Here is a 22704-nt window from a genome sequence, read left to right on the forward strand (position 1 = left end):
TGGCGCTTGGTCCCCCTTATACAAACGGGGAACTCTTCTTTCACGTCTGCGGCTTAAACCATCTGCCAAGTTTACCTCCTGGCAGAGGTCAAGGGCAACACCCTGCCCCGACCTGCAACAGCGGTTTAAAACCAGCCCGATGAAGCCGCCTGCTGATAAAAAATATGGCCGACCAGATAAACAAATCCGATTGCAGCCAAAACCAGCGATAACGTGCCGATCAGATGATCTTCCTTTCCCCCGCTTTTAATATGAATCCCCAGTTTTTTCAGATTGAATTTTTTATGATAAGGCCACAAATAAGGTACACCGGCCGTGGTTAATGTGTCCGCAAATAAATGGGACAAATAGCCCATGACCACTGCAAATACATACGGGGGCGAAATCAGGTACGTAACCCAGCCAACGTAGAATACCGACAGAACCGAATGGGTAACCGTCCGATGAGGAACATAAGCCACCCCGGCTGCATAAATGCCAATGAGAAGAACCCACAACGGCAATCCTTTCACAAAATAAAGCGCAGCCATAATCACCCCCAATGCCGCTAACGCAAAGGAACGATAGGTTCGCTTCAATGAGGGAAAGATAAAGTTATTGATCAGACTCCCGTCTTCATCAATGTCCGGCAGAAGCGAAGCGAATCCCGACAGCACAATTGTCAAGCTGAGTTCGGCTACGTCATCACTCCCGGATGAACAGGCCAGTCCCACTCCTGTGGCGATTCCGATAGCCACATGCGTTTTTCCTTGCACTGTTTCTCCTCCTCCAAGAATGTCAATATGTAAAAAGTTCCATACAACCTTCTTAAAAATATCAAAGTTTTATAATAAAATCCATTTCACAAGAACAGTTTTATTATTTATAAAATAAATTACCAAAGAAAAAAACCCTGATCAGAATATACTCTGACCAAGGTTTTTGTGGTGTTCTCGCTAATTCTGCATGACAAAATCGCGGGCGGCAGTCTCGTTCTCCCCGAACACATGCAAAATTTGATATTTGGTATTGCGTTGGGCGGGGATTTTTCCTGCTTCCCGGATCAGGCGCAAAATCAGATTGGTATTCACTTTATGTGTCGTTCCCGCAGCTGACACCACGTTTTCTTCAATCATCGTACTGCCAAAATCGTTACAGCCATACTGGAGCGACAACTTGCCGATTTCCGGCCCCATCGTCACCCAAGAAGATTGGAAATTAGGGATATTATCCAACATCAGCCGGGCAATCGCCACCGCTTTCAGATACTCTTCCGGCGGAAGTTTTTCCCGTTTCAGATTGGTATGATCCGGCTGGAACGTCCAGACGATGAAAGCGAGGAAGCCTTTGGTCTCGTCCTGCGCTTCCCGGATGCGAAGCAAATGGTTAATACGGTGTTCGTAGGTTTCACCAAATCCGATCACCATCGTCGCGGTCGTATGCATGCCAACCCGGTGCGCTGTCTGCATCACATCCATCCAGTCACGCCAAGACCCTTTCAAACGGCTAATTTTCCTTCTGATCTCATCATCCAGAATCTCAGCCCCGCCGCCCGGAAGCGAATCAAGGCCGGCTTCCTTGAGCTGGCGAATCACTTCTTCCAGTGATAATCCGGATACTTCCTTCATTTTGAGAATTTCCGCCGGTGAGAAGGAGTGCATCGTAATGCCGGGAAATCGCTTTTTGATCTCACGGAGCAAATCAGTATAATATTCGAACGGCAAATCCGGATTTGTTCCGCCTTGCATCAGGATTTCCGTCCCTCCTACATCAACGGTCTCCTGGATCTTTTGAAAAATCGTCTCATTGGGCAACACATACCCTTCCGGAGACCCCGGCGCGCGATAGAAAGCGCAAAAACGGCAGTAAGTATCGCAGACATTGGAATAATTGATATTTCGCCCGATCACAAATGTAGTTACCGGCTCGGGATGCCACTTCTTCATGATCTGGTCAGCGGCCCGGCCCATTTTTTCGATTTCGTCGCTTTCCCATAATGCGATCCCATCTTCCAATCCCAAACGCTCACCGGCCAATGCCCGTTCCAATATGGAATCGATCTTCGTCATATATTCTCACCCTCCCTGACCAGGTCGGACAATCATTTGATTCAGGCGTGTTGAACGGATATCCTGTATCGGTATCAACATACCCGAATGAGATTACCTTGTTTATCGTATCACAAATGACGGGAAATTGTCATAGCCAGGGATAACGGCAACTATCCGATCCAGGTGGTTTTATCAGCAAACGGGGTCCGTTTTGCGGCAGGAGGCCGGAGATCCGGATAACCGGTATAAACAAAGCCGACGATTTTCTCATGGTCTGCCAGTGCAAATTCCTGTCTGGCCGCCGGATGATATGCCGCTTTTCCGGTTCGCCAAACGGCTCCCAAACCAAGCGCATGCGCGGCGAGCAACATATTTTGCACAGCCGCATGACAAGCCGCCAGCTCCTCTTCCTCAAGCACATTGGGACGGCCGGCAGGAGAAGCGACCACCACGATTACCACCGGAGCGCGAAACGCCTTGTTCAATTCACGCCGTAATTGCTCCTCTTTTTCCGCCGGCGAGAGTTCCTCGTTCTTTTCGTTCGCCACGGCCATCATCACATTGCCCAAACGCTTCCGGCCTTCCCCCGTCAGAACCAAAAAGCGCCACGGCTCAGTCCGGTGATGATTCGGAGCCCACGTCGCCGCTTCCAGCATTTTTTCGATTTTCTCTTTCGGCACCGGGTCCGGCTTGACCTTGCCGATACTCCGCCTTGTGCGAATCGCTTCAAAAAGTTCCATCCGTTTCCCCTCTTTCCGCTCCATCAATTGATAATCGTTCTCATTTTACTTCATTGTACGCCAGAAGCCGTTCACCCGTCAATCAAAACAAAAAGCCCCCGTCAATCAAACGGAGGCAAAAAAATAACCTTCCGGGTGGAAGGACTTGGACCTGGTGCCGAGGGTCGGACTCGAACCGACACGGTAGTACACCCACCGCAGGATTTTAAGTCCTGTGCGTCTGCCAATTCCGCCACCCCGGCTTATAAAAAATGGAGCGGAAGACGGGATTCGAACCCGCGACCCTCGCCTTGGCAAGGCGATGCTCTACCCCTGAGCCACTTCCGCAAGATGGTGGTTCGGGACGGAATCGAACCGCCGACACGAGGATTTTCAGTCCTCTGCTCTACCGACTGAGCTACCGAACCAAACAAAGCTATTTGATTGGCTGACAAAAGAGATTATAACACGGGGAAAGATGGATTGCAATTGTTTTTATTATTTTTTTGTGATCACAAATTCCGAGAAGTATCATCCATCGGTCTCCCCGTGATTTGCTCAGGGAGTATTCTTATTTTCTTTTTGCGCAGCGCTAAATTTTTCGTTCATTAAACGAAGCTTTGCCCGGATTTGTGCCTGCCTGTCCTCCGTTTCCCTCTGCTGCGCCGGTGAATCTGCGGAAACGGCCTCCGCTTCAAATTGCTTTTTCAGCATTTGCGGCAACTTCTCCTCCTGTTTGGCCTGTCCCTTCAGACGCGTCTTTTTCCGTTTTGGTTCCCATATTTCCTTCCGAGCCTGCTTCAGGGCATCCTGTATAGTTTCAATCCCCAGCCGTTTCCACTGGCCGGCAATTTTCTCGACGAGATTGCGCGGCAATTTATAATCATATTTCAGCAGCACATATTCCAGCAGGACGTTAATCACTGCCGGCGGCAAACCATATTGGCGAATAAGCCTTTCCACCAATTCCACATCGCTGTCGGGAATCCGCGTTCCCTTATGATAATAGGAAAGCAATTCCAATGGGGAAATTTGGGCCAGTTGCTTAAAATGCTTCTCCTCTTCCGACAGAGACGCTTCGTCATGGCTCTTCGGGGCCTCCGGAGTTTCGTCGGTGCTGGTTGACGGTTTCAGCGGCTTGCGGGTTACGACCGGATTGTCGCCAAACCGCAACCGGTATTCGCTTTTTATATAGGAGCGCAGCCGATCTGTGTCGATCTGCCCATTTCTCGTAACATAAGGATTTTGCAATGCCTTCAGGAGATCCCAGTCATCGAGCTGATACAAAAAGCAAATCTCTCTCAATTCCCTTTTTAATTCATCTGTCCAGGCATTTTCATCAACCAAGGATGAAAGTCTCATTTTTATCAGGGCAAAACCATCGTCCGGGCCATCCAATTGCGGCCACTTTCCTTCATGCAAGCTCTCATCGATCTTTGCAACCGGCCCGACCGCCTCTTTCCCCAACTCCGCGGCCCGCGCCAACTCAGCCGGAGAAAGGCTTTTAAATACTTCCTGAAATGAACGGGTGAGATTGACCGTCAACGTGTTTTGATTCTTCTCTTCCTTTTCCTGTCCGCCAGTCAGCCAATCTTTCATCGCCAAGAAACGCTCTTTGCCGATCTGGTTATATAACGCGAAGCTGAGAACATCGCTTTGGAAAAATTTAGCCGGAGTGAGAGGCGGGATCAGCTCATATTCATAAAAATGGCCGTGCTCCTGATCTTTGATTTCGAAGGTGGAAATCAAACCGACTCCTTCGAGCAAATAGCGTGATTCCAAAAGTTGGTCAAATGTAAGCCGACAGAGATTAAGCAAATAAGAATGGCTGTGAAAATCGGAAAAACCGGCACGATGAACCGGCACTTGATAATAAAGCGTCATGTATAGAGAGATCGCCGTCGTGCCCACAATCGGCTGGTACAGATGAAGCAGGCAAAGCGAATCGGCGGTGTGAAGCGGACGGTGCGTACGGCATCGCCAGCCGAGATCTTTCCAAAAAAATGACATCGTCAGTCCCCCTCTACTTACAAAAACCCCGAAACGCTGTACCATTTTATCAGGTGATCCGGCATCTGCCAAGGATGCTTTTCCGGTTCATACAGACGAGGGATCAAACGTTTTTTGCGAAAATGTGTTGCAGATCAGCCGGCAGGACACCGCCGCCCTCCCGGTTTTTCAGGTCAGGATTGACGCTTTTTTTCTTCCTGCAGGGCGCGGCGCGAACGGTTGAGCAAATCTTCCAGTTCATTGACAAAAACGTTGATATCCTTAAATTGGCGATAGACAGAGGCGAAGCGGACATAAGCCACTTCATCAATATCCACCAGGCGCTCCATCACCATTTCACCGATCTCCTTTGAAGGAACCTCCGCCGAACCGGCCTGGCGCAAGCGGCTTTCGATCTCGGCCACCAGCGACTCCAACTTGGCCAGCGGAACCGGCCTTTTTTCACACGCGCGAATCAGCCCCCGCAACAGCTTCTCACGGCTGAATTCCTCACGGCTGCCATCTTTTTTGATCACGATCAGAGGTTGCTCCTCCACCATTTCAAAGGTGGTAAACCGCTGTTCACACTTTTCGCATTCTCTCCGGCGCCGGATGGCCCGCCCATCGTGAACGGGACGTGAATCAAGAACCCGGCTGCCGTTATTGCCACAAATTGGACATTTCAAAGATACTCTCCCCTTCATTCCGATTTTGATCCCATAACACACCCGAAGTTTTATGACCGTTTATTCTATTCACATCCGTAATCTGCTCGCATCGGCCCGACTACTTCACACCACTGTTTTCTGATCCATCGGGACCACTTTTTCCTCTTTTTTGCGTGACAAAATCGCAACAGTGGAAATGATGCAAAGTCCTCCCGCCAACTCAAACGCTCCGGGAATATGATGAAAGCAAAAAACCGACATCACCGCCGCCGACAAAGGTTCGGCGCTGCCCAGAATTCCCACTTCATCCGGAGATAAATAACGAAGGCTGTCCAGATACAGATAAAAAGAGAGCAGCGTGCCAAATATGACCACAAAACCGACCAATGCCAGTACATGGGGCGTCATCATATCGGCTTTTATCCTCCCCGGGGCATTCAGATTGACCAGCCCCATGCCGATCCCCCCGACCAGCATCCCCCACCCGACGATGACAACCGAACCGAAGCGGCTAATCAATCGTCCGGGGTAAACGGTGTAAAAAGCGGCGGTCAGTGCGGACACAAGCCCCCATAAAACCGCGGGGAGCGGTACGGTCAGCCCTTTTAATGAACCATTGGTTACCAGCAAAAACGTGCCGAGCATAGCCAGCACAAGCGCAACTATATCGTTTTTCCCCGAGAGTTGCCTTATTTTCAGCGCCATATACACGGTGATGAAAACCGGGCCGAGATACTGCAAAAGCGTCGCAGTCGCAGCATTGCCCGATTGAATCGAGGCATAGTAACTGTATTGCACTCCGAGCATCCCGATCAAACCAAAAATAAGAATTTTCAACCCGGTCCGCGGATCTTTCCAAACAGCCCAAATTCCCTGTTTCTTCATCCCCGCCCAGAACAACAGGAGAATCCCGGCACACAGCAGACGGATCGTCACAAGCCCTCCCGCCTGGAAACCGTATCGTTGAAACAGAACTTGGGCCACGGTTCCGGAAATTCCCCACAGGGAACCGCCGACAATCACCATTGCAATTCCCTTCAGCCGCTTACGAAGCAAAGCGTTCACACGATCCCTCCAGCGTCCTTCTCTCTATTTCTCATCCTTTTACCAAATCCAATAACTTTATCATAGCGGATTAAGTTTATCGGGAAAAGAACCGCTTCTTACTTGTTACTTTTTGAATTTTCCTTTACAATATCAACAAGAACATAGATTCCTTTTCCTTCACCAAGGGGGGCCACATGCAAGGTCGAATTTTAACCAAAGACTCTTTCCAAGTGGTCGGGATCGGTTGGACAGGACCCTATACCTTGTCACGTGAGATTCCGAAACTGTGGGAACAGTTTGTAAAAAGGATACACGAAATTCCGCACCAAGTGAAACCGGGCTCTTTTGTCTGTCCTTGCCATGACCGTGTCACCGATTTCACCTGCTATATTGCCGTTGAAGTATCCGAAGCGGAAAATGTACCCGACGGAATGCTGGCGTTGACGGTTCCAACTCAGCGGTACGCTGTTTTTACCCATAGAGGATCGATTCGCAATGTTCCGGCAACCTATCAACGCGCATGGAAATGGATCGAAAAGATGGGTTATCGCAAGGATCACAGCACATTGGGGCTGGAGGTTTATGACCATCGCTATACGCCGGTCACCCACTCGCTCGATGCTCCGGACAATATGTTTGACATTTACATCCCAATTAAAAGATAAGAAATTCCCCTGAATTTTTCAGGGGAATTTCCGCTTGTTTACGCAATAAAAAGTTGAAATTTGTGAGACCTCGATATATTTTTCCAAGCTCCCTGGCCCATCGTCGCTGCCGAAAAAAACCCGTCCTCTTCCATCGAACACTTGGCGCTGATCCTGCCAACTTTCCAACACCGTTTTCTTCATTTTACCGACAGCCTCAAATTCTCCTGTTTTTTCAGGAGTTTGCTTATGCGGTCACCTTTTTCGCCGCCAGGAGCCGTTCACCGACATATTCGACCAAGTCCACAACCCTGCAGGAATATCCCCACTCGTTGTCATACCAGGCCAGCACTTTTACCTGCTTTTCTCCGATTACCATGGTGGAAAGGGCATCGATGACCGAGGAATGATCATTTCCGTTAAAATCCGACGAGACCAGCGGTTCCTCGGTGTAAGCCAGAATCCCTTTCATCGTCGTTTCCGCTGCTTGTTTCAGTACTGCGTTTACTTCATCTGCTGTTACTTTTGTCTGCAAATCGGCGACCAGGTCGACAACAGAAACGTTGGGAGTCGGCACCCGCAGCGCAAATCCGTTCAATCGTCCCTTCAATTCCGGAATTACCAGACCCAGCGCTTTGGCAGCACCCGTTTTCGTCGGGATGATCGATTGGGCACATGCCCGCGCCCGCCGCAGATCTTTGTGCGGATTATCCAGATTTTTTTGATCGTTGGTATAGGAATGAACAGTGGTCATCAGTCCGTATTCAATGCCAAACGCTTGGTGCAATACCTTGGCTACAGGCGCCAGACAGTTGGTCGTACAGGATGCGTTGGAGATAATATGATGCTCTCCGGGGTTGTAAACTCTTTCATTAACCCCCATCACAATGGTCACATCTTCATCCTTGCCCGGTGCCGTGATAATCACTTTTTTCGCTCCGGCCTTCAGATGCTTGGACGCCCCTTCCCGGTCGCGAAACTTCCCGGTCGCTTCCACCACGATATCGATATCCAGCTCAGACCAGGGAAGCTGTTCCGGGTCCCTGTTGTTTACCAGTTGAATGAATTGATGATCAACGATCAGTCCGTCTTCTTTGGGGGTCACTTCTTTATCAAACATCCCGTGGATGGTGTCGTACTTAATCAGATGGGCAATCGTTTCCGGCGGATAACTGGCATTGATTGCGACCACTTTCACCATTGAATTCTGAATCAACCGGCGAAAAACCATGCGCCCGATCCGACCGAAACCGTTTATCGCGATGCGAATTGCCATAAAGATAATCTCCTTCCACCATATGTTACATACCAATTCCCTCTTATTATTATAATCAGTATGTCACATTTTGCAACAGACAAACATAAAACCCATTCCACAGCGGAATGGGTTTTCTCAATTTTGCCTGTGATTTTTTTGTTTTTGCAGGTAATTTTCATAACGGTCATTATATAACTGCTTATATTTTTCATAGTAGAAGCTGACGCGCTGGACATAATTACGCGTTTCCCAGAAAGGGATTTGCGATGCGTGCTGGCTTGTTCCATCCCAAGTCCCATTTTTAAGCCAGCGGTCCACTTTCCCCGGACCGGCATTATAAGCGGCCATGACCGCCACTTTGTTTCCATGGTACCTTTCCGTCAGGGAAGCAATATACCAGCTGCCCAGCTGAATATTGATCGCCGGGTCTTTAATGTAGTTCACAATTCCCGGGGAAAAACCGCCCCGTTTCACAATATCATCCACCGTTCCCGGCATCAGTTGCATCAGCCCCTGGGCTCCGACACGCGATTCACCGTCCGGGTCAAACTGGGTTTCGGCCCGGATGATCGCCATGATCAAAAAGGGGTCGGCTCCCGTATTTTGAGCGCTATTAAAGATGTTTTCTTCATACCTCAGCGGATACATCAAACGATTAAAGAGTGGAGATGCCACAAGCAAAAAAATCAATAACAGCACAAAGGCGATCAAAAGGACTCGTTTGGAAGGCAAGGCATCTACGGCTGGTCTGATCCACTTTTTAATGTTAGATATCTCCATAACTGATCAACCTGTCTTTCTGTTTCTTCCAGAGATCCGCTGTTGTCAATTATATAATCGGCCACCTTTTTCTTTTCTTCGATACTGAGCTGGGATTGCATCCGTTTGATCGCTTCCGTTTTCGTCAAGTGATTCCGCTCCATCAGCCTTTTCAGTTGAATCGCTTGAGGTACATATACCACAATAACTTGTTCAACAAATTGTGTCAAATTTTCTTCTATTAAGAGCGGAACATCCCAAATAACAATGCTTTTCGGGTTTTTGTCCAGACTTTCCGCCGTCATCCGTTTCATCTCATCCATAATCAGCGGATGCAACAGAGCATTCAGACGCAATCTCGCTTCCTCATCAGCAAATACGAGTTCCCCCAGTTTCGCACGATCCAGCTGCCCGTCCGCTGTCAACATTTCGCTGCCGAAAGTCCCTTTGATCCGGTTCAGGCCAAGACTCCCCGGTTCCACCACTTTCCGGGCGACCTGGTCGGCATCAACCACGACGGCGCCACGCCTTTTCAACATTTCAGCCACGGTGCTTTTGCCGGTGGCAATACTCCCTGTAAGTCCAAGCAACATCTCATCATCGCCCCTCTAAAAAAAACGAAGCAATCCCAATACGATCAAAATCAATCCGGGCGCATAAGCCACGAATCGCTGGTTAAAGCGCCCGGCATAGGAAAAACCGAGCCAGATGCCCAGCCGCAAAAAAAATGCGCTCATCACCATGATCACCGCCGCTGTCGGCAAAGGTGAAAAGCCGGCCAACGCCACTCCCAATCCGGCGCCAAACGAGTCCAGTGACAGGGCGGCCCCCAGCAACAACGCTTCCGAACTGGAGATGGAGCCCGAATTATCCAGATCCGCGGCAAGGGGTGTCTTCAAGATTTGCACGACGAGCCCGAGCTGGCGGATTTTAATCGTCCATACTTTGGGTTCCATGATGGCGGGATTTTGCCTTGCACCCGTTCCATTTTTCATCTCAAGTTTATTTTTGTCTCCCTGGTACAGTGCATAACTTCCGAGCAAAATCAAAATAAAAGCACCGACAAAATGGGTGACTGCGGGCGCCAGCCAGACAGCGATCCATTTTCCCACGACCATCGACAAGTAAATAACAGCCCCGGAACATCCGGCAATAATCACGGTCGATAGCAACGGGATACGAATTTTTCGCATTCCATATGTCGTGCCGGCTCCGAAGCTGTCCAAACTAAGTGCAAAGGCAATCCCGATGATCGAAAATATATGCCACATCACCGTCACCCCTCATCTCAGTAGGCTGTTGCGTATCCTATCTTATGATGAAGGGCTCAAGCATGTGTTATTTTTGGCATTCCGGACAGAAGTGAGTGCCCCGTCCCGCCACCACAATCCGCTCAATCGCGTTGCCGCAGCGCAGACAAGGCTCATTTTTCCGCCCGTACACTTGAATCTGGAGCTGAAACATCCCCATTTCGCCCTCGCCGTTGACATAGGAGCGAACCGAAGAACCTCCTGATTTTATCGCTTCGGACAATGTCTTTTTTATACTGTGGTACAAACGCTCCACCTCGGCCGCCAACAAGGAAGAGGCCGGCCTCTCCGGATGAATTCCGGCTGAGAACAGCGACTCGTCCACATAAATATTGCCGAGCCCGACCAGAAATTCTTGATTTAAAAGAACGGCTTTGATTTTGGTCATCCGCCTCGTCAACGCCGCTTGAAACCATTCAAGTGTAAACTGATCGGACAGCGGCTCCGGCCCCAGTTTTTTCAAAGGAAGATGCTGTTCTTCCTCTCCCGCGGGGAACAAATGCATCGTTCCAAACTGCCGCACATCACGATAGCGCAGTTCCGTTCCGTCCGTGAAGTGAAAAATCACGTGCGTGTGTTTCTCATACGGCTCATTTTGCCTGGCCAACCGGTATTTACCCTCCATGCGCAAATGAGAAACAAGAACCCATGGCGGGCAAACAATCTTCAAAAATTTGCCCCGGCGCCCGATTTCCGTGATCGTCGTTCCGACCAACTCTTTCCTGAACAGCTCGACATCTGCGGGCTCCCGGATCAGACGGGGCAAATGAACCGTCACATCGCAAATCGTTTTCCCCACAACAAGTTTGTTTAATGTTCTGCGTACAGTCTCTACCTCTGGTAACTCCGGCAACGCTGTTTCCTCCTGTCACTTCGCTTCATACCAGTTTTTCCCGCAATTGACATCAACCACAAGCGGAACCGACAGTTCAAGAGCGTGTTCCATCACATCCCGGACGAGTTCTTGCATCGCAGGCAGCTCGCTTTCCGGCACTTCCAAAATCAGTTCGTCATGAACCTGAAGCAGCATGCGTCCTTTCAGCCCGCGCTCTTGGATCTGCCGGTCAAGGCGAACCATGGCGATCTTAATGATATCCGCTGCCGTTCCCTGAATCGGAGTATTCATCGCCGTCCGCTCGGCAAAACTTCTCTCCCCGAAATTGCGGGAATGGATTTTGGGCAAATAGCGGCGGCGTCCGGATAAAGTGGTCACATAGCCTTCCTGTTTCGCCTGGGCGATAATCGAATCCATATACTTTTTCACCCCAGGGTACGTTTCAAAATAACGCTCAATAAATTCCCGAGCTTCTTTTTGCGGGATATCGAGGCCCTGAGCAAGTCCGTACCCGCTGATCCCGTACACAATCCCGAAGTTGACGGCTTTAGCCTGACGGCGCATCAGGCTGGTCACTTCATCTTCCGCCACGCCGAAAACATCCATCGCTGTCTGCGTATGAATGTCTTTGCCTTCCTTAAACGCTTTTTGCAAATTGGCATCGCCGGAAATATGGGCCAGCACCCTCAGTTCAATTTGCGAATAATCGGCGGAAAGCATGTACCAACCCGGCTCGGACGGGATAAAAATCTGTCGGATTCTCCTCCCTTCCTCCATCCGGATCGGGATGTTTTGCAAGTTGGGTTCCGTCGAGCTCAAGCGGCCGGTTGCGGTGACCGTTTGATTAAACTGGGTGTGGATCTTGCCATCAGATCCAATCTCTTTTTTCAATCCTTCTATATAAGTAGAATACAGTTTTCCTACCTGTCGGTAGTGTAAAATTTTCTCGACAATTTCATGTTGCGGGGCCAGTTTTTCCAGGACATCGGCACTGGTGGAATACCCCGTTTTCGTCTTCTTGATCACCGGCAGGCCCAATTTGTCGAACAGGATTTCTCCCAATTGCTTGGGGGAATTGATGTTGAAAGGCACCCCGGCCAGTTCGTAAATCTCCTCCTGAAGCAAATCCATGCTCCGTTTCAGCTCCACCCCGAGCTCGTCCAAGCGTTCCCGATTAACCAAAACCCCGTGCCTCTCCATGTTGGCCAGCACGGCAGCCAGGGGCATCTCCAAATCAAACATCAGCGCATCCAATCCGGCCTCTTGCAATTGCCGGTCAAGCACTGGATACACTTGATAAATCGCTCTGGCTTTGCGAGCCAGATGTTTTTCCAATTCCTCTCCCTGCAACTGGCGACGTTTGGCCCCTTTTCCGTAGACTTCCTCATCAGAAGGCAGGTAACCCGCTTCAGCCCGTTTCACGATTTCATTCAGTTCCATCTGCGACTCCGACGGATCCAGCAAATAGGCGGCCAACAGCACATCAAAGGAAAGGCCGGCCACATCGAGTTCCTTTCGCTTCAGCGCGAGACTCGTCTTTTTGACGTCGTAAACCACCTTGTGTCGTTCGCCGTCCGCCAGATATTCGCGAAACGCCTGCCAGTCCATAGCCTCTTCAATCGGAATGTAGAGCTGTTTTTCCCCGTCTGACAGTGCCAGGCCGATCACATCGGAATGGTGCGGATTCTCCCCGGTCATCTCCACAAACAGCGCCAATCCGCTTTGTTTTAAAAACGGTTCCCACTCGTCCCGCGCTTCCTCGCCAAATACTGTCACTGATTCGATCGCGTCCTGTTCTTCACGGACGGTCTTCGTCTCCTCTTCATCGGCGCCGCTGAACTTCTTCAAGCGATCCAGGAGCGTTTTAAATTCCACTTTCCGGAAGAAGTCGGCAATCCGGTTCACATCCAATTCCGCCAGCAGCAGATCTTCCAATTGCAGATCAAGGGGAACTTCCGTGTAAATCGTCGCCAGCTTTTTGCTCAACAAGGCTTGATCACGGTATGTTTCCACTTTTTCCCGCAATTTTTTCCCGGGCAACTCGCTCACATGGTCAACGATCTCTTCCACGGTCGGAAATTGTTTAAGCAGTTTCAGCGCTGTTTTTTCTCCCACTCCGGGGATGCCGGGAATATTGTCGGAAGCGTCTCCCATCAATCCCTTCAGATCAATAATCTGTTGCGGGGTCAATCCATACCGGTCCGCCACGGCCTTCCGGTCGTACCGTTCCGTCTCGGTGACGCCTTTTCGGGTGAGCAATACGTTCACTTGCTCATTCACCAATTGCAGCAAGTCTTTATCCCCGCTGACGATCAGGACTTCCAAATCCTTGCCGGCCCCTGCGCGGGCAAGTGTCCCGATAATATCATCGGCTTCATAATTCTCAATCGCATAATGCCGAATGCCAAACGCGTCAAGCATTTCCCGGACAAGCGGTATTTGCTCGGCCAGCTCTCCCGGCGTTTTTTGCCGTGTTCCCTTGTATTCCTGGTAATCTTGATGCCGAAACGTCGTTTTTCCGGCGTCAAAGGCAACCAGCATATGCGTCGGTTTTTCTTCTTCCAACACCTTCAGCAACATCATGGTGAATCCATAAACGGCATTGGTGTAGATTCCGCTCGAGTTGGTCAGGAGCGGCAATGCAAAAAACGCCCGGTAAGCAATACTATTGCCATCGATCAACACCAGTTTACCCACTTTTTTCACACCTTTATCCTTAATTCGCCTTTTCCGGTCCGTTTGTACAGGTTCAGGTCAACATTCTCATTCTATCATGCCCGTTTCCCCTCCTTCCAGCAAATTGGTAACAAGTTCCGAACAAATGATCCTACTTCAAAAAACAGAAAAAAAACCGCCTCCGCCGAAGCGGAAACAGTTTGCCCGCGATTCCCCCAATCAGGCTCAGTTCAGATCAGCCTGTTTTCCTGTTTCGATATAGATGATGTTTTCCGCAATATTGGTGGCGTGATCAGCGATCCGCTCCAGATAACGTGCGACAAAGCAGCATTTTAACGCAACCTCGGCATAACGGTTACCGGTCGGAAAGTACACTTTCATCTCCTTAACAATGGAATCATATAGCCGGTCCACCTCATCATCGTCTTCGGCCAATCGTTGGGCCAACATCGTATTTCCGTCTATATAGCTGTTAATCCCGTCATTCACCATTTTCTGAACCCGTTTGGACATGGTTACGATTTCTTGCAAAGGATTAAACTCCGGAAAATTCATTTTCGCCAAGGAAATCGTCTCGATGGCGATATCTTTCGCCAGGTCTCCCATTCTTTCCATGTCGGCCGCTATTTTCAGCGCAGAGATCAGTTTTCGCAAGTCACCGGCAACCGGCTGTTGTGTTGCAATCAGTTTTGCCACCAGTTCATCGATCTGAACCTCGATTTCATCGATCTGACTGTCTTGCCTGACAATCTCATCCGCCAACAGCTCATCGCGGCCGACAAGTGCTCTCATTGCTTTATCTATCGCAATTTCAATATGGGCTCCCATTTTCAGGAGCATCGCCTGCACATCGTTTAACGACTGGTCAAATTGGCGCGTAATCATGTCCGTCCTCCCATCCCCGTGCGAGCCTATCCAAATCGTCCGCTGATATAATCTTCCGTGCGCGGATCACTTGGATTGGTAAAGATCTGATCCGTAGGACCGCTTTCGACAATTTCTCCGTTCAAAAAGAAAACGGCAGTATCGGATACGCGTGCTGCTTGTTGCATATTGTGTGTCACGATAATAATGGTGTACTGGTCTTTCAGCCTCATGATCAATTCTTCCAACCGTTCAGTGGAAATGGGGTCCAATGCGGATGCAGGCTCATCCATCAGAATCACTTCCGGCTGCACCGCCAATACCCTGGCCAGTATCAGGCGCTGTTGCTGTCCTCCGGACATTCCCAAGGCGGAGCGGTGCAAACGATCTTTCACTTCGTCCCATAAATTGGCCTCCGTCAGTGTCCGTTCCACGATCTCATCCAATCTCTTTTTATCCCTGATTCCGTGTAGTCTCGGCCCATAGGCGACGTTGTCATAGATGGAAAGCGGAAACGGATGGGGCTGTTGAAACACCATCCCCACCTTCTTCCGCAATTCCACCAGATCCACTTTTTCACCATAAATATTTTGACCGTCGATATGGATCGTTCCGGTCGTTCGCACACCCTTGATCATATCGTTCATGCGATTGATACTGCGCAAAAATGTGGACTTGCCGCAGCCCGATGGACCGATCAGTGCGGTAACCTGATTTTCTGCGAGATCAAGATCAATATTTTTCAATGCATGATTGGTTCCATAGTAAAGCTGAAAACAGCGAACACGAACTTTTTGCGACATCCTTCCCCCTCCTTTCCCCCGCTTAACCAAACCGCCCTGTCAAATAATCTTCCGTCTCTTTTTTCCTGGGATTAACAAACAATACATCCGTCCGGTCATGTTCAATCAATTCTCCCATGTAAAAATAGGCGGTGTAATCGGAGATGCGGGCAGCCTGCTGCATATTGTGCGTCACGATGGCGATGGTAAACTCGTTCTTCAACTCTTGGACCAACTCTTCGATTTTTCCTGTTGAAACCGGGTCAAGGGCGGAAGCAGGCTCATCAAGCAGGATAATCTTGGGCTTCATGGCAATGGCCCGGGCAATGCACAAGCGCTGTTGTTGCCCGCCGGACAACGCCAGGGCGGAAGTATGCAAACGATCTTTCACTTCATCCCACAATCCCGTTTTTCTCAAGCTTTCCTCGACCAACTTCTCTTGTTCCTTCTTGGAAATGCCGTAAAGGCGGGGAGCAAACACGATATTTTCATAAATGGATTTGGCAAATGGATTGGGCCGTTGGAAAACCATGCCGATCTGGCGGCGAAGCTGAGTCACATTAATTCTGGAATCGTTGATATTCACACCTTCGACCAAAATCTTGCCCATTACTCTTGTCCCGGGAATCATATCATTCATCCGGTTAAGGCAGCGCAAAAAAGTGGACTTTCCACAACCGGATGGGCCGATTAATGCTGTCACCGTGTTTTGATATAGCGGAAGATTGACTTGTTTAATCGCATGCTTTTCACCATAATAGACATCCAAATCCAGTGTTTCCAGCTGGATCGGCCGCGTTTCATCCGTCAACAACGATCTTCCATCGGTTTTCGGCTGGAACCGGAAAGGGGTGATTAATTTTTCCATCCGCCATCCTCCTCACCTTGTCGAAGTCAAACGGGCATGGATCAGGCGCCCAAACCACCGTGCAAACAAATTAAAAATCAATACGGCGATGACCAGCAGTGCAGAGGCCCCGCTGGCAATCTCTTTCGCATCCGGAACAATTCCCTCGGAATTGATTTTCCAGATGTGAACTGCCAGCGTCGATGCCGGCCGGAAAGGATTGAGGGGTGAAACAGGCGAGGTAATATCCCAATTGCTGAAATCGAGATCAGGCGAAGACATCCCCGCCGTGAACATCAGTGCCGCCGCTTCCCCAAACACCCGTCCGGCCGCCAGGATCGTTCCTGTCAAAATGCCGGGAAGCGCCGCCGGCAAAAGAACTTTGACAATGGTGTGCCAATGGGTGACTCCCAAAGCAAAACTCGCTTCTTTTTGTTCCCGGGGCACGGTTCCGAGCGCCTGCTCCACAATCCTTACCATCAACGGCAGATTAAACACTGTCAGCGTCAACGCGCCGGCAGCCAAAGAGAACCCCCAACCGGTGTATTGGACAAATACCATCAATCCAAACAATCCGACAACAATGGAAGGAAGGGATGATAATACCTCAATGCTTAACCGCAGGACATTCGTAAGTTGACCCGGTTTGGCATACTCCGCCAGATAAATTCCGCCGCCGAGACCGAGGGGAACGGTGATGATCATGGTTAAAACAAGCAGATAAAAGGAGTTAAACAGCTGGGGGCCGACTCCTCCGCCGCCGGTTAAAACCGAACCCGGCGCTTCGGTAACAAAATCCCAATTGATCACATGCAAACCTTTAAACAAAATAAAACCGATCATCCCGGCCAAAATGCCAATTATCAGGATGGCGATCAAATAAAAACAGAGAGTCGCGATCCGGTCTGTCACCTTCGCCCTCATATCAAACCTCTCTCCTTCGCGCAATAAAACGGATTGCCAGGATCAAGATGAGAGTCATCAGCAGCAAAATAAGCGCCATCGACCATAAGACGTTGTTATAAGTGGATCCTTGCACCGTATTTCCCATATTGAGTGTAATCACGCTCGTCAATGTGCTCATCGGTTTCAGCAGGTGAAAAGGGAGATCCGCCGTATTTCCGATCACCATTTGCACGGCGAGCGCTTCGCCGAATGCGCGGGCAATCCCCAAAACGACAGCGGTCAGCAATCCCGGCTGTGCCACGCGGATTACCAGCCCGGAAATCGTTTGCCATCTCGTCGCTCCCAATGCATAGGAACCTTCACGGATCCCCTGCGGAACCGAATGGATGGCATCGGCACTGATACTGATGATCGTCGGCAAAATCATGACCGACAAGACGATGATCCCGGCCAACAAGCCAAATCCCACCTCGCCGAAAATCGAACGAAGTGCCGGGACGATGAGGGTAAGCCCGATAAAACCATACACAACCGACGGAATGCCCACCAGGATTTCCACCGCAGGCTGCAAGATTTTCCGGCCTGCCTTCGGAGCGATCTCCGTCATGAAAAGAGCGGCCCCAATTCCAAGCGGCCCGCTGATCACGGCCGAACCCAGGGCCACCATCAGCGATCCCAGGATAAAATCGAGGGCGCCGTATTGCGGTCCGCCCTGCTCAGCAGATAAAGAAGGCCCCCAATTGCCGGAAAAGAAGTCGGCGAGGGTAACCTCTCCGTGAAGAAAAGGGGCGATCCCTTTGAAAGCGATAAAGTAAAGCAACGAAAACAGGGTGATGATCAATACCCATGCACTGACCAGCGTCATCACTTTTCCTCTATATTCAATGCGAGTCCATTTCTGATTCGGTTTGGTCAGCTCTTTTTCCATCGATGAAACGCGAACGGCTGCTTGTTCCATCTTCCCACACCCTTTCCGAATAAACAGCACAAGGGATAGAGAGAATTCTATCCCGCGCTTGAATCATCAATCTTTACTCCGGTTTGACGCTCCCGTCGGCATCACGCTCCACCTTCATTTGGCTGACGGGAATATACTCCATTTTTTTGACCAGCGCTTGTCCTTCCCCGGAGAGGATATATTGAATAAAAGCATTTTCCGTTTTGCTGTTTTTGCCGTTTTTATTGGTGTACATATGCTCATAGGACCAAACTTTCCATTTGTTCGTACAGACATTTTGGTTGGTCGGTTCGACACCGTCCAGCTTCAAAGCTTTCACCGAGGAGTCGATATAGGAGAAAGCGAGATATCCAATCGCACCCGGCGTTTCGGAGACGATCTTGCGCACCGTGCCGGAAGAATCTTCTTCAATGCCTCCCTTCGCGCGGAACTCCGTATTTCCTTTCAAAGCATATTTGGCAAATGTCGCCCGGGTTCCGGAACTTTCCGGACGGTTGACCAACACGACAGGCAGGTCTTTTCCCCCGATCTCTTTCCAATTTTTGATTTTGCCCGTGAAAATGTCGATCAGCTGCTGCTGGGTCAGGTTATCCACACCCACATCGGGGTTGACAACCGGTGCGAAACCGACGACAAACACTTTATGATCAACCAATTGGGATGGGTCGATATTCTCATTCGATTTTTCTTCCGCAAACAAATCGGAATTGCCGATGTCGGCCGTATCATTCATCACCGAACTGAGTCCCTGTCCGCTTCCCCCGCCTTGAACATTGATTTGGACGTTTGGATTTTTGGCGGAATATGCTTTGCCCGCTTCCTCAACCAAGGGTTGCATGGCCGTAGAGCCAACGATGGTTAAAGAACCGCCTGCCTGCTGTTGTCCGGACGTACCCTCGCTGCAACCTGTCAGCGCTCCGAATGCCAAGGCAAATACGCCTCCAAGTAAGAGACTTTTTTTCAACATGATGAAAAGTTCCCCCTAATCAACGTCATGATCATCGCAAAAACAATGATTTCAATTTGAACTATAATCTACTTCTTTTATATAAAAATGAATGCAATGTAAATGTTTGATAAACAAAAAAAGGGCATCTGCCCTTTCTACAGCGATCAGGCGGTTCAGATACCTTGAATACAGAAATTTTTAACAATAACATGCACAATTGGGTTTCGCACTTCTAAAAGCGAAACGCAGCGGCCGATCAAACCATCAGCCTGATCCGCCGCTGCATTCTCTGTAAAAGAATTATTTCGCCGTACAGTCAATCAGACGGGGATAACGGAAAAGTGAGGATAAACGACGTCCCTTCCCCCACCTTGCTCTCGACCTGAATTTTCCCATGGTGCACTTCGACCAGGTGCTTGACGATCGCCAGACCGAGGCCGGTACCACCCGAATTTCGCGCCCGTGCTTTGTCGACGCGGTAAAACCGTTCAAAAATGCGAGGAAGATCACTCTCTGGAATACCGATCCCTGAATCGCCGATGATCAATTGCCAATCTGATTTTCTCCGCCGCGCTACCACGGTGATATGCCCTCCCGCAGGGGTATAGTGAATGGCATTGGTCAGCAAGTTTAAGATAATCTGCCGGAAACGGTCAGGATCCACCTCAACCTCAAACAGCTCGTCGATCTCAATCGTCAGATTTTGGTCTTTGGCCTTCAACTGATCCCGCACCATTTTTTGGGCAGAGTAAATCAGCGTATCAACCGGGACTATTTCGGTCTTCAAATGAAATTGTTTGGATTCGATCCGGGACAAATCGAGCAAGTCGCCGATTAATCGCTGCAACCGCAAACTCTCCTCATGGATGATTTGCAAAAATTCCTGACATGTCTCCCGGTCGTGCATCGCCCCGTCCAGCAGCGTTTCGGCAAATCCGCGAATGGAAGTGATCGGGGTTTTCAATTCATGTGAAACATTGGCCACAAAATCCCTGCGCAGTTGCTCCAAGCGGCGGATGGCCGTCAAATCATGGAAAACCACAACCACACCGACACCGTTTTTCTCCACCCACATCGGAGTGAGATGCGCGAGCAACATCCGTTCTTCAGGGTAATAGAGATGAATCTCTTTCCGCAGGCGAATGCCCGATTCGGCACACTCGGTGATCAATTCGCTCAGATCATAGGGATAACTCAGCTTCTTGTAAGACTGGCCGATCAAATCAGACGCCGGCATGGAGAACATGCGTTCAAAGGCGCGGTTGGCCAGGCTGACATTTCCCGTCGGGTCCACCATGATCAGGCCGCTTTCCATCGATTCAATCACACTGTTCAATCTTCGTTCAGACTTGCGAATCGTTTCCATCTGCTTTTGCAAACTGCGGGCCATCCGGTTGATCGCCTGCCCCAGATGGGCGACCTCATCCCGTCCCTCCTGCTGAACCCGGCGATAAAAACGTTTCTCCGCGATATCCCTGGCGACTTGCGTGATTTCTTCAAGCGGGCGGGTCACTCCGCTGGCGATGCGCGAACTGAAAAAAGCGGCCAATGCATAGGCGAACAAGAGTCCAAGAGCCAGTGAGAACCAAACTTGATGCAAAGAACGATTGACTTCCCGGATGTCCAATGATAAGCGAACAGCCCCCACGATATGACCATTCCGTTCGACAGGTAATGCCGCATGTAAAAAGTCATTGCGGATGGTCGGATCGGGAATGTGGTTTTTCAGGGCTTCTGCCACTTCCGTAAACTCTTTGCCGTCGAACGATTTCCCTTCAGAGTCGCCAAGCACCCGTCCGTTCCGGTCAAAAAAGGTAACCCTCACGTCAAGCGTCTGTGCATAGACCTGCGCCTGATGCTGTAACGATCTGTCCGAATCCCACCGGGTTGTTTCCGCCAGCATTTTCCCTTCTTTTTGCAAACGGCCGGACAGGGAATCCAGATAGGATGTTTGTAACAGAAGCGCGACAAAAATCCCTGTCCCGAGAACGGAACAGCCGATTAAAAGCAGAAATGACCAGGTAATTTTCGCTTTTAACGTTTTCATGCTCGTCTCGGGCCTTCAAATTTGTAACCGATTCCCCGAACGGTTTTAATGAAGAAAGGATTTTTAGAATCGGTTTCAATCTTATCCCTGAGGTGGCTGACATGGACATCCACGATCCGTGAATCGCCGACATAATCATAATTCCATACCGCATTGAGCAATTGGTCGCGCGATAGCACTTTTCCCCGATGATTGGCCATATACAACAGAAGTTCAAATTCCTTCGGCGTCAGTTCGATTTCTTCCCCGCTTCTGCTCACAACATATCCTTCCGGGTCGATCTCCAGGTCACCGATCTTGATCAGCTCTTGATGCTCCCCGCTTCCGAGATTCTTTTTCAGCTGATCCACCCGTCGGAAAATCGCTTTCACCCTCGCTGTCAGCTCACGGGGACTGAACGGCTTGGTCATGTAATCATCGGCGCCCAATTCAAGCCCCAGCACTTTGTCGAATTCATCTGTTTTCGCAGTCAGCATCAGGATGGGGATATGGGTTTTTTCCTGCCGCATCCGGCGACACACTTCCAAACCGTCAACTTTGGGCAACATCAGATCCAAAACAACCAGATCCGGTTGGCTTTTTTCGAGCATCGCCAGTGCCATCTGGCCATCATAAGCGACTTCCACTTCATATCCTTCTTTTTCCAAATTAAACTGCACCAGTTTGACAATCGATGCTTCATCATCAACGACCAGGATCTTCTTACCCAAGGTGATCCCTCACTCTCCGAAATCATGTTTGAACAAAATAAATCATACCATAACAAAGTTAAGATTCCGTTAAAAATGGCACCCAATACATCGGGTACCAAATAAATGCATTCTTTTCTGTCATCCCTGTTGAATCGCTGACACCGGCAACAGCCACTCGTTTGCATGCCAGTTTTTTCACTTTTGGAAGCGCTGTCAAAAAAGAGCCTGCTTTGTTTCTCTTTTCAGAAATTATCTAGCAAACCTTGGAGCGGTTTGAGCGGTTCGGGCGGCACAACGGAGAATTCGCAATTCAAAATCACCTTCTCTCCTCTTCGAGCGCTTGCCTCTATGATAATCCGCTTCTCAGTCTCGATTTTGCCGGCAACTTGCAAATACAGTTCCATTTCTTCGTCGAGATGGGCCACTCCCGGCATGTTCACCTTCATTTCCCGAACGACGCTCCCCGGGCCAGGCAATCGCGTGGAAACGAGCGCGGTCAACCAGCCGACAAGCAACCCCGGCGGTACGATCACCCGTTCAAATGGCGTTTGTCCGGCATAATTTTCCGTCAAATACAGCGGGTTAAAATCACCGGCGATCCCAAGATAGCCGAGCACATCACGAAGCTCGACAATTCGTTTTTGCACGACGCTCTCTCCGATTTGCACCTGATCAAAGCATTGGCCATCTGTCAAAATTCTCCCAAAATCCAATCGAATCCCCT

General features: G+C 49.8%; 22 protein-coding genes and 3 tRNA genes. 1 reads left to right on the forward strand and 24 read right to left on the reverse strand.

The window, feature by feature from the left end:
- Nucleotides 1–125: 125 nt before the first annotated feature.
- From I8U19_RS05505 to I8U19_RS05545, 9 genes are all read right to left on the reverse strand, one after another.
- Complete coding sequence (locus I8U19_RS05505) at nucleotides 126–755, reverse strand: metal-dependent hydrolase (RefSeq protein WP_033101133.1); 630 nt, start codon at nucleotides 753–755, stop codon at nucleotides 126–128.
- Nucleotides 756–935: 180 nt separating this feature from the next.
- Nucleotides 936–2048, reverse strand: coding sequence for a cyclic dehypoxanthinyl futalosine synthase (gene mqnC, locus I8U19_RS05510; RefSeq protein ID WP_033101132.1), 1113 nt, complete (start codon nucleotides 2046–2048; stop codon nucleotides 936–938).
- Between the two features lie 152 nt (nucleotides 2049–2200).
- Nucleotides 2201–2770: a nitroreductase family protein gene (locus I8U19_RS05515; RefSeq protein WP_198055398.1), complete on the reverse strand. Its 570-nt coding sequence runs from the start codon at nucleotides 2768–2770 to the stop codon at nucleotides 2201–2203.
- Between the two features lie 152 nt (nucleotides 2771–2922).
- Nucleotides 2923–3012 (reverse strand) — tRNA-Leu (locus tag I8U19_RS05520).
- A 10-nt stretch (nucleotides 3013–3022) separates the two neighbouring features.
- Nucleotides 3023–3097, reverse strand: a tRNA-Gly gene (locus tag I8U19_RS05525).
- A gap of 4 nt (nucleotides 3098–3101) precedes the next feature.
- Nucleotides 3102–3177 (reverse strand) — tRNA-Phe (locus tag I8U19_RS05530).
- Nucleotides 3178–3307: 130 nt separating this feature from the next.
- Nucleotides 3308–4759, reverse strand: a complete 1452-nt coding sequence (locus I8U19_RS05535; RefSeq protein ID WP_198055399.1) for a replication initiation and membrane attachment family protein — start codon at nucleotides 4757–4759, stop codon at nucleotides 3308–3310.
- 173 nt (nucleotides 4760–4932) lie between these two features.
- A complete protein-coding gene (gene nrdR / locus I8U19_RS05540; protein ID WP_033101129.1) occupies nucleotides 4933–5424 on the reverse strand; it encodes a transcriptional regulator NrdR in 492 nt (163 codons plus the stop codon).
- Nucleotides 5425–5529: 105 nt separating this feature from the next.
- A complete protein-coding gene (locus I8U19_RS05545) occupies nucleotides 5530–6471 on the reverse strand; it encodes an EamA family transporter (protein WP_370589762.1) in 942 nt (313 codons plus the stop codon).
- A gap of 176 nt (nucleotides 6472–6647) precedes the next feature.
- Between I8U19_RS05545 and I8U19_RS05550 the strand changes: the two genes are divergently transcribed.
- The gene (locus tag I8U19_RS05550) at nucleotides 6648–7118 is read left to right on the forward strand and encodes a GyrI-like domain-containing protein (RefSeq protein ID WP_052154219.1); all 471 of its coding nucleotides are present in this window, start codon (nucleotides 6648–6650) and stop codon (nucleotides 7116–7118) included.
- A 226-nt stretch (nucleotides 7119–7344) separates the two neighbouring features.
- Here the strand turns inward: I8U19_RS05550 and I8U19_RS05555 are convergent, their stop codons facing one another.
- The 15 genes from I8U19_RS05555 to I8U19_RS05625 all read right to left on the reverse strand — a co-directional run bounded on the left by I8U19_RS05555 (nucleotide 7345) and on the right by I8U19_RS05625 (nucleotide 22693).
- Entirely contained in the window at nucleotides 7345–8373 is a 1029-nt protein-coding gene (locus I8U19_RS05555) for a glyceraldehyde-3-phosphate dehydrogenase (protein ID WP_198055400.1), read from the reverse strand.
- Between the two features lie 117 nt (nucleotides 8374–8490).
- The gene (locus tag I8U19_RS05560; protein WP_052154218.1) at nucleotides 8491–9135 is read right to left on the reverse strand and encodes a lytic transglycosylase domain-containing protein; all 645 of its coding nucleotides are present in this window, start codon (nucleotides 9133–9135) and stop codon (nucleotides 8491–8493) included.
- Nucleotides 9093–9707: a dephospho-CoA kinase gene (coaE, locus tag I8U19_RS05565; RefSeq protein WP_198055401.1), complete on the reverse strand. Its 615-nt coding sequence runs from the start codon at nucleotides 9705–9707 to the stop codon at nucleotides 9093–9095. Before coaE ends, I8U19_RS05560 begins: the two co-directional genes overlap by 43 nt.
- A gap of 15 nt (nucleotides 9708–9722) precedes the next feature.
- Nucleotides 9723–10385, reverse strand: a complete 663-nt coding sequence (ytaF, locus tag I8U19_RS05570; RefSeq protein WP_052154217.1) for a sporulation membrane protein YtaF — start codon at nucleotides 10383–10385, stop codon at nucleotides 9723–9725.
- Between the two features lie 67 nt (nucleotides 10386–10452).
- Nucleotides 10453–11277, reverse strand: coding sequence for a DNA-formamidopyrimidine glycosylase (gene mutM / locus I8U19_RS05575; RefSeq protein WP_198055402.1), 825 nt, complete (start codon nucleotides 11275–11277; stop codon nucleotides 10453–10455).
- A 15-nt stretch (nucleotides 11278–11292) separates the two neighbouring features.
- Nucleotides 11293–13956 carry a DNA polymerase I gene (polA, locus tag I8U19_RS05580; RefSeq protein ID WP_198055403.1) on the reverse strand — a complete coding sequence of 888 codons (2664 nt, stop codon included), beginning with the start codon at nucleotides 13954–13956 and terminating at the stop codon, nucleotides 11293–11295.
- A gap of 204 nt (nucleotides 13957–14160) precedes the next feature.
- Complete coding sequence (gene phoU / locus I8U19_RS05585; RefSeq protein ID WP_232330856.1) at nucleotides 14161–14820, reverse strand: phosphate signaling complex protein PhoU; 660 nt, start codon at nucleotides 14818–14820, stop codon at nucleotides 14161–14163.
- 26 nt (nucleotides 14821–14846) lie between these two features.
- Complete coding sequence (pstB, locus tag I8U19_RS05590) at nucleotides 14847–15602, reverse strand: phosphate ABC transporter ATP-binding protein PstB (RefSeq protein ID WP_198055404.1); 756 nt, start codon at nucleotides 15600–15602, stop codon at nucleotides 14847–14849.
- Nucleotides 15603–15624: 22 nt separating this feature from the next.
- The gene (pstB, locus tag I8U19_RS05595; protein WP_370589205.1) at nucleotides 15625–16395 is read right to left on the reverse strand and encodes a phosphate ABC transporter ATP-binding protein PstB; all 771 of its coding nucleotides are present in this window, start codon (nucleotides 16393–16395) and stop codon (nucleotides 15625–15627) included.
- Between the two features lie 66 nt (nucleotides 16396–16461).
- Entirely contained in the window at nucleotides 16462–17352 is an 891-nt protein-coding gene (gene pstA / locus I8U19_RS05600; RefSeq protein WP_033101120.1) for a phosphate ABC transporter permease PstA, read from the reverse strand.
- A 1-nt stretch (nucleotide 17353) separates the two neighbouring features.
- Nucleotides 17354–18292 carry a phosphate ABC transporter permease subunit PstC gene (gene pstC, locus I8U19_RS05605; RefSeq protein WP_198055405.1) on the reverse strand — a complete coding sequence of 313 codons (939 nt, stop codon included), beginning with the start codon at nucleotides 18290–18292 and terminating at the stop codon, nucleotides 17354–17356.
- A gap of 73 nt (nucleotides 18293–18365) precedes the next feature.
- Nucleotides 18366–19259 (reverse strand): phosphate ABC transporter substrate-binding protein, encoded by an 894-nt coding sequence (locus I8U19_RS05610; RefSeq protein ID WP_081943863.1) that lies wholly within the window; start codon nucleotides 19257–19259, stop codon nucleotides 18366–18368.
- 298 nt (nucleotides 19260–19557) lie between these two features.
- On the reverse strand, nucleotides 19558–21288 hold the full coding sequence (pnpS, locus tag I8U19_RS05615; protein WP_198055406.1) for a two-component system histidine kinase PnpS: 1731 nt from the start codon (nucleotides 21286–21288) through the stop codon (nucleotides 19558–19560).
- Nucleotides 21285–21998 (reverse strand): response regulator transcription factor, encoded by a 714-nt coding sequence (locus I8U19_RS05620; RefSeq protein ID WP_198055407.1) that lies wholly within the window; start codon nucleotides 21996–21998, stop codon nucleotides 21285–21287. Before I8U19_RS05620 ends, pnpS begins: the two co-directional genes overlap by 4 nt.
- 224 nt (nucleotides 21999–22222) lie before the next feature.
- Nucleotides 22223–22693: a hotdog family protein gene (locus I8U19_RS05625; RefSeq protein ID WP_052154216.1), complete on the reverse strand. Its 471-nt coding sequence runs from the start codon at nucleotides 22691–22693 to the stop codon at nucleotides 22223–22225.
- Nucleotides 22694–22704 lie beyond the last annotated feature (11 nt).

It is taken from the genome of Thermoactinomyces sp. CICC 10523, from assembly GCF_016055105.1.
GTDB lineage: Bacteria > Bacillota > Bacilli > Thermoactinomycetales > Thermoactinomycetaceae > Thermoactinomyces_A > Thermoactinomyces_A daqus.